Consider the following 14,061-nt stretch of genomic DNA (forward strand, 5'->3'; position numbering starts at 1 on the left):
ATCTCCAGATTAGCCATCATCCCATTGTCTTCATGCTCCAGGTTGTGACAGTGAAATACATAAAGTCCTTTTGGTGCGTCGAATTTCATAATTACGCGTACTGTTTCACCCGGCATTACCAGTACGGTATCTTTCCAGCCGGTTTCGGTAGGTATTAAGCCCCGGTTTCCGCTGCGTTCAAGGACTTTGAACTGAACTGCATGCACATGCATGGGGTGAGGTACATTCGAGTTGTTAATAAACTCCCAGATTTCGGTATCGCCCTGTTTTACACGTTCATCCACGCGTTCCATTTCAAACTGGCGGCCGTTAATAGTATGACCTGCCATCATTTGCATGTCTAATTGGATGGGACGAGTTTGATCGGCACTGGTAGCTTCGGGAAAGTTTGCCTCTGAGAGCTGATCCGGAAGAGCAATCGAGTTTCGCTGAGATTCCCCTTCAATCCTAAATTCCATCAGTGAAAAGCCGGCTCCTTGTTCGGGGCCATCACTGCCCATCATATTTTGCATTCCCATCATTCCACCGCCGGAAGGGACTTCAAAAGGTTTGCTGATGAGTTGGATACTGCTGCTGTCAGCTTTAGAAAAATCTACAAGGATGTCTGCTCGTTCACCGGGTGCCATTAAAAGTTCGGAAGTTTCAATCGGTTCTGGCAGCAACCCGCCGTCTGTTCCAATCACGGTAAAGGGCACCTCATCTTGAAATGAAATATTATAAATGCGCGCATTGGAACCGTTTAAAATCCTCAATCGATAAACCCCAGCTTCCACTTCCTGATACGGTGAAGGCATTCCATTCACCAGAATTAAGTCGCCCAGCAGACCGGTCATCATCTGTTCGGGCATGGAGGGATTAAAAACGATTTCCCCGGAGTCATTGACTCTTCGATCCTGAATAACGAGTGGGATTTCGTATTGTCCATCCGGCAGGTTCAAAGCTTTTTCCTCATCATCTTCGATGATAAAAAAACCGGATAATCCCTTGTAAACCTGCTCGCCTGTAATATGGTGTGGATGGGGATGGTACCAATATGTACCTGCCCGCTGATTGAGCCCGAATTGATACTCGTATGTTCCGCTCGAAATTACATCCCTGGGGTGCCCGTCCATTTCCGGTGGTACAATTAGTCCGTGCCAGTGGATAATACTGTCCTGCCCAATTTCATTTTTAAACCGAATATTCAGATCATCACCTCGATTTTGCCGTATGGTTGGCCCGGGGATGCTTTCGTTGAATTGAAGTCCGGAGAGATGAAGTTCTTCAGTCAGTTTTACATCGGCGTGTGAAGCTGTAAGTTCAAATGCAGTTTCCCTTATTTCGTTGGGAAGGGGGAGTTTATTACTGAACGTACCAGACCTGACTCTGTTATCAGTGATACATGAAGTTAGCCATGGAGAAAAAGCTAAAACTCCGGTTCCAATGCCTGCTATTTTTAGAAACTTTTTTCTTCTCATTTTATCCCTCCGGGATCAAGTAAATAATATTTAAGGTTGGAGTACTTATTTCAGTAAATCCTTCTTCCTTTTCTCAAACTCCTCTTTGTCGATCTCTCCATTAGCATATCTACGCTTCAGAATTTCAAGAGGGGTGTCGTTATTGGACTCTTTTTGATTTGTGTTAAGCAAAGCTCTAACAACAACAATTACGAGTACGATTATGAGAAACCACCAGATAAACATCATCCAGCCGCCTCCAAAAAAATGAAAATCATGCATAATACTTTAAATTTTAGGTTTACTGTTTAAAGTAAAGAAGGATTATCCTTCTCTATTTTATACCTGTTTTTATTTATCATTTCTGTGAACTCAAGACTATGACTCAATCCTGTCAATCACTTCTCCGCAGGTTAACATATTCTCCGGCAGATAGGGGTTTTGGATCTGTTCATTTCTGCTCAGCCAATCAGCTCCTTCATTATCAAACGCCATCGGGCAGTATTGGTGATAAACCACTCCCTCGATACCAAATGTTTTTACGTCCTCGATGAGTTGATCAGACAGAAGGCTGAAAGCTTCGCGGTACTCCTCAATGTCATCGGTATTGCTCATACTTTCGGCATGATCCATAATAGCGGAATAGCTTTCCATCCAGGCTACATGAGAATCACCTTCCAGGCGGTGTTCTCCGATCTCTTCCAATTGAGCAATCAAATTAGCGGCCGAATTTACGGCACTTTCCAGGTCAGACTCTATCAGCTCATCTTTTAGGGTGAGGTAGATCTCCAGCATTTGGGTAAACTCCTCACGAAATGCTTCATCAACTTCATTTCCTTCCTCTTCGGCACTTGTTTCCGACTGGTGTTCGCTGTGATCTTCTTCCTCCATTTCACTTTCGTCCATATCTGTGTCACCATGCTGATGCCCTGTTGGAACAGCTCCGCTACCCGGTTCACGGTTCATCATGCTGAATTTGTCGGCCAGCTGAAACTCACTGTCGATGCGAAAATTCCCATTGAATACAACTTCTTCACCTTCATTGAGGCCCTCTTCAATGACGTAGTAGTCGCCGGCACGGACTCCCAATTCCACTTCGCGGACTTCAAAACGTGGAGTTTCGGCAGATGGATCTTTTACATAAACGAGAGATCTTGGTCCTGTCCACAGAACGGCAGAAGTCGGCACGAGAATTTTCTCTTCACTTACTTCAGCCTGAACGGTTCCACTTACAAGCATGTCGGGTCGAAGGGAGTGATCTCCATTCTCCACATTGGCTCTGAGGCGGATGGTTCGTTTTTGGGGATTAAATGTCGGATCAATAAAATCGATGGTAGCCCTGTAGTCCTGCCCGGGATTGGATCGGGTCTGGAAAGTGACTTCATTTCCCTCCGTAATCCAGGGAAGGTCCTCTTCGTATGCATCCAGCGTAACCCATAGCTGGTCGAGATTAGCCACTTCGTAAATGACGGTCCCTTCCATCACATGTTGTTCATCCACTACATTTCTCTTCATCACAAATCCGTCTACCGGAGAGAGAATCTCCATATTGGTTTGAACTTCACCCCGATCGATGATCGCTTGAATCTGTTCATCAGAGAACTCCCAAAGCCTGAACTTTCGCACGGCAGCCTCATAAAGTTGTGGATTTCGATCTTGTACCTGAACAGCCTGAAGCAGCTCGCGCTGTGCACTGACCAGATCAGGAGAGTAGATGGTTGCCATCACTTCACCTTTTCGGATGGGAGCACCGGTGAAGTCAATTTTGACGTCCCGTACCCGTCCCTCAAAGTGAGCGGTGACATAACTGATTCGCCTTTCGTCAATTTCAACACGTCCGGGCAGATGAATTTCCCGAACGGCCCGTTCACGCACTGCGGGTGTTGTCTGGATGTCTGCAAGCTGCATGGAGGCTTCTGTCATCACCATGCTGTAGTCATCCTCACTTTCTTCGGAGGAGGCGGGAATCAGGTCCATTCCACAAATCGGGCAGGATCCGGGTTCATCTTCACGAACTGAAGGATGCATGGAGCAAGTCCAGACCTCTTCGCCTGACTCGTTCGTAACCTGTTCATGCTCGTGATCTTCAGGGTTATTCTGAACAGTGCTCGATCCGCCAAAAAAGAGCCATCCGAGGATGATTCCCGTTATCAGGATAGATGCGTATGTGAGGTATTGGGTTTTTGTGATGTTCATTTTGTTGTTGTTTTAACTGTGATAAAATGTTGTGTAACACTTCCCCTTCTATTTAAGGAGGGGAACGCCTGATGATGATTTTCCTCAATCTGGTAACTCATTCCCCAGGCCCCCGATCAATCGTTCAACTCTTGCTATTGCTTTGTTCTGATTGACGACGGCTTCAACCCGCTCAAACTCCAGGTCGAGCAGTTCCCGCTGTATTTGCAGAAGTTCATCAAACCGGGCATTTCCTGCGGTGTACTCTTCACTCAGAATATCGAGTACCTGCCGCGCTCTCGGGATCAGTTCATTATCTAATAGTTCAATGGATCGGTTGGATGACCTTAACGTTTCCTGGGCCGATTCCAGATCGGATGATATTCGGTTTTTGGCCTGAACCCGCTCCATCTCTACAGCTTGAAGCCTGCTCGAAATCTGCTGTTTTTGGGATTTGGTTCGGGATCGGTAGATCGGCAGCCGAATGGTAGCCATCCCGATAAAACTCTCCTTCGAATCCGGAAACATCGACATTGGGCCAAAATCTCTTCCCATCACTTCAAGTCCGATTCCAAAGGCGGGACGTCCGCTAAGCTCTGCCGTACGTTCCTGTTGTTGAAGTGCAGATTCCTGAAAACTCAGAGTTTCAAACACTGGATTTTGATTTTTAGCCAATTCCGCAATCTCCTCAGCTGAGTATGGTAATTCTGCTTGCTGTTGCGGTTCGGCCGAAACGACCTCTTCACCGGTTTCCCGGTTTAAGAGTTCATTAAACCTTGCCCGAAGTGGCCGCAGTTTGTCTTCAAGATTTTCTATCCGGTTTTGGATTCGTTGCTTTTCCATCTGAATCCGCAGTATATCTGCCTGACCGGTTCGTGCTGTTTCATATCTGATTTCCACCAGTTGCTCCAAATCACCGACTAGTTTGAATGTCTCATCGGCAATTCTAATCTGCTCTTCAACTTCAGCGATATCAAACCAAGTGATCTGAATGTCCCGTAGAATTTCAAGCTGACGGCTGTTAATCATTGTCCGTCTAGCTTCTGCCAAGAATTTCTGAGCCTCTTTTTTTGAACCGAGTGTTCCAAACCACGGAAACATCTGCATTGCAGAAACAGAAAATCGGCCCAGCTGAGATTCAGACATCATCGGGTTGAAATCGTAATTAATGTTCAATTCCGGGTCCGGCAGCACTCCAAACTCTTGGGCTTTTTCTCTCTCGGCTTCATATAAAAACTGAAGAGATTGTAACTCAGGATTTTGCTCAATGGCGATCCGGAGGTACTCTTCGAGTTGTGGGTAAGAAGTCTCCCCTAATAAGGGGAGATTTAGAGGGGTGTTTTCCTGATTTTGGGATGACTCAAAACCCTGCGCATGCAATGCGTTTGTAAAAGATGCCATAAAAACAACAACCAATAAAGCGATGGCAACGTAAACTCCCCTCCCCGAAAATATCGGGACCAAGTGTGGCTTGAGAGGGGACAGGCAGTTGAGCGCAGAGCGAAACTGACAGGGGTGTATTTGATGAGTGTGAAATCGGACATAGAGCCAATTTCTAGCTATATGCCCCGAGGAACACACCCCTCGCCTGTGCCGACCAGCTACGCTGTTGTCACTGCACTCTTCCCCTCTCCCCGAATTACTCGGGACAGGCAAGAGGGGATTTTCGAGTTTCCCTTCCGTGTCACGCTGCTTTTGGCGTGATAGGGAGGGGGTAAAGGGGTGGGTCCTGACGAACACCCCTCGCCTGCGCTGCGCTGCGGTACTCCCCTCGAGGGGAGATTTCTCATTACTCAAGACTCGATTCTCACAACTCATATTTTCTCCTCTGTTACATTCATATTTCTCAACTCAAATTCCTTCCACATGGCATAGATCAGCGGAACAAGCAGCAGACTCAGTACCTGAATCAACATTCCGCCGAAGATGGGTATTGCCATAGGAATCATAATCTCTGACCCTTTTCCGGGGGATGTGATAATGGGCAGTAGTGCCAGCAGTGTGGTTCCGGTAGTCATCAAACAGGGTCGAACTCTCCGGAAACCGGCCTCGATTGCGGTTGCATAAATTCCCTCCCTGCCCTGAGGTTTTTTCTTCTCAAAAAGCTGTTCAAGATAGGTGGCCATTACCACGCCGTTATCCACAGCGATGCCAAACAGTGCCAGAAATCCAACCCACACCGCCACACTCATGTTAATGGCGCCCATCTGGAAAAAGTCACGTAGCTCAATGCCGAATAGCGAAAAGTTGAAGAACCAATCTTGTCCATAGAGCCAGAGCAGGATAAAGCCGCCTGCCCAAACCAGTACAATTCCTGAGAATACGATGAGCGTAACGGGTGATGACCTGAACTGGAAGTAGATGATCAGAAAAATTATCAGAAGGGTAATTGGGAGTACAACAGATAATCGGTCGGTTGCCCGTTGTTGATTTCTAAACTCACCTTCAAATGTGTAGCTGATTCCATCCGGCACGCTAAGTGAACCTTCATCGATCTGCCCATCCAATTGGTCACGAACACGGTTAACTACATCGATCGGTGATTGATCCGGCTGACGATCAAACGTGACGTATGCACTTAAAAACGTGTTTTCACTTTTAATGTTCATCGGACCGGTCTCGAAACGAATTTCTGTGAGCTGTCCCAGCGGAATTTGGCTTCCATCGGGGGTTGGGACCAAAATTCGCTCCATCATTTCCGGAGAATTTCGGTACTCCCGTGCATATCGAACCCGCAGTGGATAACGTTCACGCCCTTCCACCGTCATGCCCAGCATTTGTCCGCCAATGGCTGTACTGATGATCTGCTGTACATCCTGAACCGTTAATCCGTGACGGGCAATTTCCCGGCGGTCAATATCAATTTCGATGTAGGGTTTTCCCACTACCCGGTCGGCAAATACAGATGTGGGACGAACTCCATCAACCTCCCGTATGACGGGTTCAAGCGAGGTGGCAAACTCGTCAATAACGTTAAGGTCTGAACCACTGATCCGAATTCCCATGTTTGCCCGCATTCCGGTTTGAAGCATGATCAGCCGGGTTTCAATGGGTTGAAGTTTGGGCGCAGAGGTAACTCCGGGAATATCTGATGCGTGCAGAATTTCTGTCCAGATATCATCTTCACTTTGAATCTGATCCCGCCACTGACGATAGTATTGTCCGTTTCGATCGGGGATTAATTCATTGTTCTCATCCCGCACATACTCTCCATCCTCTGTTTGGAATCGAATCCGGCGTCCACGTTCATCGGTTTTGTATTCACTTTTGTACTGAATAACTGTTTCAAACATGGAGATCGGAGCCGGGTCGAGCGCTGATTCAGCCCGCCCTATTTTGCCAACCACGGATTCAACTTCAGGAATAGATGCAATTCTCATATCCATCTCTTGCATCATCTGAAGAGATTCTTCCATTCCGGCATGGGGCATGGTCGTTGGCATCAGCAGGAAGGAGCCCTCATCGAGTGTTGGCATAAACTCTTGTCCCAGTCCGGGGAACCGATCATTCATGGCCGACCAAAAACTTGTTTCTTCAATTTCGATCCCGATGGCGCTGAATCCATTTGCAGCATATTTGAATGAAGTATCGAATCCGCGCCAGCTAACAAAACCTATAACGAGAATCAAAATCGGTAATGAAAGGAAAAGTGCCTTATGGCGGAGTGCCCAATCCAGAATTTGTTCATAATATTTCATGAAAAGCCAGAAGAGTCCAAAAATCACCCCGACGGTTAAAAGAATAAACAGAAGGCTGAGTGAAATTGGATTTTGCGCTCCCAGTGGAAGCCAGTTTCCGGCAAGAAGCCAGGCCACTCCAAGCAGGATGATCCCGTTATTCACCCAGGGTGCCCACGGCTGATAATCTTCCCGGTAGAGGCCGATAAGATTATTGACTCCAAGCGCCATCAGTGTAATACCTGCCCATCCGAGATAAAAAATCCCAACTATGAGACCGGCGAAAATCAGCAACGAATTCCAGATAAGCTTCCACTTTCTGCTTTTGATCGTTTGAGAAAAGAGCCAATGGGCGAAAACGGGTATTAGCGTGAGTACGATAATGAGTGCCGCAATGAGAATGAAGGTCTTGGTCCATGCAAGCGGCCCAAACAGGCGCCCTTCCTGGGCTTGGAGCATAAAAACCGGAAGGAAACTGACAATAGTGGTTAATAAGGCTGTGATAACAGCAGGACTTACTTCTGCCGTAGCCCGGTAGATGGTTTCGAGTAGCTTCTCGTCCGGGTTTTTTTCATCCATATGCCTGAGCATATTCTCGGTTAGGATAATTCCCATATCCACAACGGTACCTATCGAAATTGCAATTCCGGCCAGCGCTACCACATTGGCATCCACACCCACATATTTCATCATAATAAAACTCATCAGTACAGCCAGTGGCAGCAGTGCTGAAATAACCAATGAAGTTCGGAGGTGCATCACCATCACAATTATGACAATAATGGTGATTAATATTTGAAGGGTGAGTGCCTCTTCGAGTGTTCCGAGGGTTTCATAGATGAGGCCGGTTCTGTCGTAAAAAGGGACAATTTTTACCTGGGACGTTGTACCGTCAGCCAGTTCTTTAGTTGGCAGACCCGTTGCAATGTTTTCGATCTCTTCTTTTACATTATTAATCACTTCAAGAGGATTTTCGCCATGCCTGGCAACAACCACACCGCCCACAGCTTCTGCCCCCGCTTTGTCGAGTGCTCCGCGGCGCTGAGCAGGCCCCATATTCACCCGGGCAACATCCTTGATTCGGATGGGGGTATTATCTGTAACGGAAACAACGCTCTCTTCGAGATCTTCAATACTTTCAATGTAGCCAAGCCCGCGAACGAGATACTCCGCACGATTCATTTCAATGGTTCGGGCACCTACATCCAGGTTGCTTTTTCGAACAGCGTCGGCAATCTGGTTCACATTTACTCCCGATTCCCGCATGGCTACCGGGTCGATATCCACCTGGTACTCCTTCACAAATCCGCCGATGCTTGCTACTTCAGCTACGCCATCAACTGAGGAGAGCGCGTATCGAACCTGAAAATCCTGAATGGATCGCAGCTCCTGCGGGTCCCATCCGCCGGTTGGATTTCCATCGCTATCGTATCCTTCAAGCGTGTACCAGAAAATCTGCCCTAAAGCAGTGGCGTCCGGACCGAGTGCGGGTTGAACACCCTCCGGCAGCGTACCGCCTGGAAGTGCATTCAATTTTTCTAAAATTCTTGAGCGGCTCCAGTAAAACTCAATGTCATCTTCAAAAATCACGTTGATGGAGGAAAAGCCGAACATGGAGTTACTGCGAACGGTCCGAACTCCGGGTAGTCCCAATAGTTGGGTGGTTAGCGGATAGGTGATCTGATCCTCGATATCCTGAGGGGATCTCCCCGGCCACTCGGTAAAGACAATCTGTTGATTGTCACCGATATCGGGGATGGCATCCACCGGAACGGGATCTCGCGGGAGAAAATCAATATCCCAATCGAACGGTGCAGTGGAAATACCCCATCCCGCCAAAGCAAGAAACAGCAACAGCGCAATGAGTTTGTTTTCGAGAAAAAAGCGTATGAGTTTGTTTGTCATGTTTGGACTCACCTTCTGTTTCCCTTTCCAAGCATAGAGAGGGAGGACTCTTTAAAGTGGTTTTGTGTTGGGTTTAGGTTTGGTGGTGTTGGATTTCGGAAGGGATCTCCCCTTCTTGCGGCGTTCTTTTGCGCCGGAGGGAGGGGCCGGGGGTGGGTCTGTGTTGGGCGAGGAGTTTAAATTTAACTCTTTACCAAAATCAACACTCCTTTAACACACCCCTGAATTTCGCGAGCTACGCTTTGCGTGCTCACTCAACTCTGTCCCCTCTCCAGAGGGGAGGAGATTTCCTTCCCAAAAAAAGAGAAAGGCTACATCAAAAAGGTGTCGTACATGAGCCAAAGGGGAGGTTTATACTGGCTCAGATTGTGGGCGTTGTTAAACGCTATCGGTTCATCGGAGGTGATGAACGGTGTTAAATAAGTCTTTTTGGGGAGAATAACGGAAAACTCATTTGTAACGATGGTCCGGTCCGTATTTTTCAATAGAAGCTGGCCGTTGTTACAGGCACAAATACCCATAGATTCACATTCATTCGAATGGGCGCTGTCATCATTATGATCGTGATGGGTTGTCTCTTTTTCCGAGCAGCAGCTGTGATCATCAACCATCTCCATACCGTCATGATGGCTCATTTTCATCATACAAAAATCGACGAGCTGCTTAGCCTGGAGGCCTGCCGGAATGAGAAAAGCGATCAGCAGAAGTAGTGCTGTTGCATTTGTGAAGCGCTGATATGTTGTTGTAGAAATATTCACAAGCTAAGAATAGTGGTTGTGCAGCAGAACTCCATGCGAAACAAAAATATTACACATTTGTTCTGATATATTGCAAAACAACAGTAGTTAGAGCATGGAAATATGATTTTATTTCGGCCGGAGGGTAAGCTCTTTGGCATAAATCCAGTCGCCGAAGGATGAGTCATCATAATTTCCGGAATTTGCTGCGATATTGAGTATAACTTTATCACCGTCCTGTTCAGGTGCTGTCCAGGTAAATGTCCAATGAATATCTCGATCTTTGGTCGGTTGAGTACCGGATGCAGAGTGTTGCAGATATTTTACTTCATCCGAAACGGAAGACGTAAACATCAGGTCATCTCCATCCCATGAAAATTCACCGGCTTGTGAGCCGTCCTCAAAACGGGCAGTCATCTGAAAGCCTCCAACTTCAAGCTGCTCTGCCTGAAGGGTAATCGTTATTTCATAATTTTTACCGGCTTCATAAGATTCAGGTGCTCCGTCCAGAGTCAGGTTGCCGCCATCCATATTCAAATCATAGTCGAAATGGCAGGAACGGCAAGTTTCTTCTCCAAAGCCGCCTGTGAAAGCTCCATCAAGATGATCCGGGTTTTCTATTGCACTTGTTAAGCTATCATGACTTTCAGTTTCGGGCATGGATAAGCCTACTATAAACGGTATGGAGATGATGCCGAGTAGTTTCAGAAGGATTTTCATGGGGACTCAAAAGGAGTTTTAAAAATGACATAAAAAAACACACTCCAGACCTTGAGGGTGGTTGGAGTGTGTATTTTTGATTTCGAATCAATTAGTTAACAACGATTCTTCCAATGTAACCGGTATCGGTTCCAAGCCACATCGAATTGGTTCGTTCATCAAAATCCATGTGGCGGATAGAACCTTCAGCGGACTCAATAACCTGAGATGCGACAAACTCTTCACTTTCTGTGTCGAATGCTACCAGCTTACTTGGATCTGGGCCGCTGATTCCCAGCCAAATTCTGTCTTTATGATCTTTCAGGACAGCATAGGGTCGAGAGTCTTCTCCGTCCGGAACGTCCCACTCCTGAATTGATCCGTCGGAAGGATTGTATTTTCCTATTTTGCCTGTGGCATAGTCTCCGTACCAAACATTTCCATCGGAGGTTACATCCAATCTTCGGGGACGAATTTCTTCGCGAGGAAGTTCGATCTCCGTGAGCTCCATCTTTTCAGGGTCAACGGTTGCGAGTTTGTTGGTTCCAAAGAGCGCAATCCATGGCGTTTCTTGGTCAGGTGCCATACGGATTCCATACGGTCGAGCTCGTTCAGTTGGTACGGGAATCACGGTTGCTTCTCCGGTTTCCACATTAAAGTAGCCAACTCCGTTTCCGCCCTGAGCCGTAAACCAAATGTTACCATCCTTATCAAATGCGAAGGTGTGAGGGTCGCGGGCGTAGTCGTCTTCCATCATATACTTTGTAATTTCCCCGGTTTCGGGATCCATTTTACCGATGTGTTGGGCACGGTTTCCGGCATACCACACGGTTCCGTCGTCTGCAACGGTAACGGTATGGGGACCGGCACCATCTTCAAGAGGCAGTTCACGAAACTCCTCCGTTTCTGGGTTAAAATGTCCTACATAGTGAGCTCTTTGTCCGGCAAAATAGACGGTCCCGTCAGGTGCTACATAAGGATCACGGGAGCGGGTGTCGTCAAACGGTACATCCCACTCTTCAACTGATACAATTACTTCGTCAGGTGCATTGGTTTCAGCCTGTTCGGCTTCCTGGTTGGCACATCCTAAAAACAATAATACGGCTAACAAAGATAGTGTCGATTTCATAAGTATGATAGGTTTAATTCGATTGAAATAAGACAAATGTTAATTACTTGATAGAAGGTAGAATGTCAATTTATTTCAGTCCGGTAATTGTAAAAAAAATCCTATAATCCGCTCTTGTCCTTTTACTTATAGTTCAGATATCTACATAAAAAAATCCCGCTCTTTTTGGGAAAGCGGGATGTATAAAGTGATTTTCTCTTTCTGTTCTACTTCACACGTTCCCCAAACCAGTCAATGACCCGCTGCATAAAGTCGAGTTGATGAGCCCGTTCGGTCAGTCCATGAGGTTCACGTGGATAGAGTACCAGGCCTGTTGGTATCTCCTTCATCTCCAGAAACTGGTGTAGTTGAATGGACTGCTCGGGATGAACACGATCATCGGCTAAGCCATGTGCAACCAGTATGGGTGTATCGGCATGATTAAGCCAGGCAACCGGCGAACGCTCCCAGTTTTGACCGGGATTGTTGAACCAGTAGAGATCCCAGTGTACCACACTCATCTCATGCGGGATATCTGTTGTACCCATAAATGAGATCCAGTTTGAAAGACCGGCAAACGTGATGGTTGCGGCAAATCGGTCGCTGTATCGTGTAGCCGCCCAGGCCGAGAAGTATCCGCCGTACGAAGTTCCCGACATTCCAACTCGCTCCGGATCGATCAGCTCCATTTCATCCAGGTAATCAGTTCCGAGAAGAACATCTTCAAACTCTTTTCCGCCAAGATCGCGATGATTCGCAGATGCGAAAGCCGTGCCGCGGCCACCGCTCCCTCTATAGTTCGGTTCAAACACAACATAACCTTCATTGGCCAGAACCTGTGCAGGATAGAGAGCTCGGGTATTCCACCCGTTCAGGCTGATTCCCTCCGGTCCTCCGTGAGGAAGTATGATCATCGGGTAGCGGGTTCCTTCCCGATAGTCGACCGGTTTAACCAGGATTCCTTCAATTTCGAGATCATCAGCTCCTGCCCAGGTGATGGAGGTCTGTTCCCCAAACTCTTTTTCATTTAACCACTCGTTGTGGTGTGTGAGCCGTTCTAAGTTTGCCCGTCTCAGATTGTTCACTACATAAACTTCGTTTGGATGAAGTTTTGTATTAACGGATGCTGCAAATGCTGTTTTTCGTTCATTCAGGCTGATGCCTCTGAAAATCTCATCTCCGCCACCCAAAATTCGGGTAATACCCTCACGGTCAGTTCGCATGGAGTTGAGCGTGGTGACAGATCGCTGAACAGCTGTAAAGAGAACAGTTCGGTTATCCTGCCACCCGGCCCACTCAATGGTCATTTCCCAATCGTCCGGGGTCAGATCGCGGTTGCCGCTGCCGTCTGTATTCAAAACCCAGAGACGCTGTGGCAGCGGATCGCTATAAACCTTGCCGGCAAGTACAGCCAGTTTGGTTCCATCGGGCGACCAGCTCATGGCGCCTTTCTTCATCGGCTGATCCATCAAATCTCTCATCCCTGAACCATCGCGATTGATTACCGAGTACCGGGTATACATCTGATCGGCATCGGCACCGGTTTTTTCACTGATTCGAACGGCAAGCTGCTCTCCGTTTGGAGCCCAGGAAAAATCGTAAACGTAGAGGTCATCAGGTGTAATTCGGGTTGCATTTCCATCTCTAGGCTGCACCCAAAGTCCCATATATCGAACGTTTTCTCCGGCCACAATCATGTCAAAGCCTTTCTCATCCATCTCCTTTTGTTCATCAGATACGGGATCGAGGGAGGTGTAGGCAATTGCTGATCCATCCTGCGCCCATTGATAGGAAGAGACTCCGTTTTCGGCATCGGTGTGCTTTTGGAGGTCTTCACCGGATCGGTTCACAGAGTAAACCTGAGTTTGATTGTGATGATCAGAAATTTGAGAGGTAAAGTAGAGTCTGCCGTCAGGTCCCCAGTTTGGCGAGCCTGCTCCATTCGGCTTTTCGATCACATTGATCGCTTCTCCGCCATCAGCCGGAATGATGTAGAGTTCGGAGAAATTCCGGCCCACATCGTCGTCTTCAGTTCGGGGGACACTTAATGTATAAGCTACATGGTCACCATTCGGGCTCATGGCAACAGAGCCGACGGATTCGATTTTTACGATATCATCTGCAGTGAGGCCTTGTGCATAAATTTGTACAGAGCTGAGCGCGGTAAAAAGAGCCGCAATCAGCAGAAGAAATGTCACTTTTTTCATGTTCATAACCTTGATGATTTAGTTATCAGATACACTCAATATAAATGAAATTGTGAATTATTTAGCGAATTTCACACCAATAATGAGCGCTAGGATTCCCAGAAAAAGCTGACTAAA

Annotated in this window: 9 protein-coding genes; all 9 read right to left on the bottom strand. The window is 47.2% G+C overall.

The genetic code is table 11. The annotated features are described in order from the left end of the window. Positions 1 to 1,457 (bottom strand): multicopper oxidase family protein (locus tag ACESM0_RS04655; RefSeq protein ID WP_372904124.1); only part of this gene is annotated, 1,457 nt, incomplete at its 3' end. Positions 1,458 to 1,502: 45 nt separating this feature from the next. After that, the gene (locus ACESM0_RS04660; RefSeq protein ID WP_372904126.1) at positions 1,503 to 1,718 is read right to left on the bottom strand and encodes an SHOCT domain-containing protein; all 216 of its coding nucleotides are present in this window, start codon (positions 1,716 to 1,718) and stop codon (positions 1,503 to 1,505) included. Between the two features lie 96 nt (positions 1,719 to 1,814). Beyond that, positions 1,815 to 3,632 carry an efflux RND transporter periplasmic adaptor subunit gene (locus tag ACESM0_RS04665; protein ID WP_372904127.1) on the bottom strand — a complete coding sequence of 606 codons (1,818 nt, stop codon included), beginning with the start codon at positions 3,630 to 3,632 and terminating at the stop codon, positions 1,815 to 1,817. Between the two features lie 84 nt (positions 3,633 to 3,716). Next, a complete protein-coding gene (locus ACESM0_RS04670; RefSeq protein WP_372904129.1) occupies positions 3,717 to 5,012 on the bottom strand; it encodes a TolC family protein in 1,296 nt (431 codons plus the stop codon). Between the two features lie 413 nt (positions 5,013 to 5,425). After that, on the bottom strand, positions 5,426 to 9,193 hold the full coding sequence (locus ACESM0_RS04675; protein WP_372904131.1) for an efflux RND transporter permease subunit: 3,768 nt from the start codon (positions 9,191 to 9,193) through the stop codon (positions 5,426 to 5,428). A 311-nt stretch (positions 9,194 to 9,504) separates the two neighbouring features. Then, a complete protein-coding gene (locus ACESM0_RS04680; RefSeq protein WP_372904133.1) occupies positions 9,505 to 9,951 on the bottom strand; it encodes a hypothetical protein in 447 nt (148 codons plus the stop codon). A gap of 108 nt (positions 9,952 to 10,059) precedes the next feature. Then, the gene (locus ACESM0_RS04685; RefSeq protein ID WP_372904135.1) at positions 10,060 to 10,650 is read right to left on the bottom strand and encodes a choice-of-anchor V domain-containing protein; all 591 of its coding nucleotides are present in this window, start codon (positions 10,648 to 10,650) and stop codon (positions 10,060 to 10,062) included. Positions 10,651 to 10,741: 91 nt separating this feature from the next. Continuing rightward, complete coding sequence (locus tag ACESM0_RS04690; protein WP_372904137.1) at positions 10,742 to 11,758, bottom strand: lyase; 1,017 nt, start codon at positions 11,756 to 11,758, stop codon at positions 10,742 to 10,744. Positions 11,759 to 11,964: 206 nt separating this feature from the next. Next, on the bottom strand, positions 11,965 to 13,950 hold the full coding sequence (locus ACESM0_RS04695; protein ID WP_372904139.1) for an alpha/beta fold hydrolase: 1,986 nt from the start codon (positions 13,948 to 13,950) through the stop codon (positions 11,965 to 11,967). Between the last annotated feature and the right edge of the window lie 111 nt (positions 13,951 to 14,061).

The organism is Rhodohalobacter sp., from assembly GCF_041686455.1.
Classification (GTDB): domain Bacteria; phylum Bacteroidota; class Rhodothermia; order Balneolales; family Balneolaceae; genus Rhodohalobacter.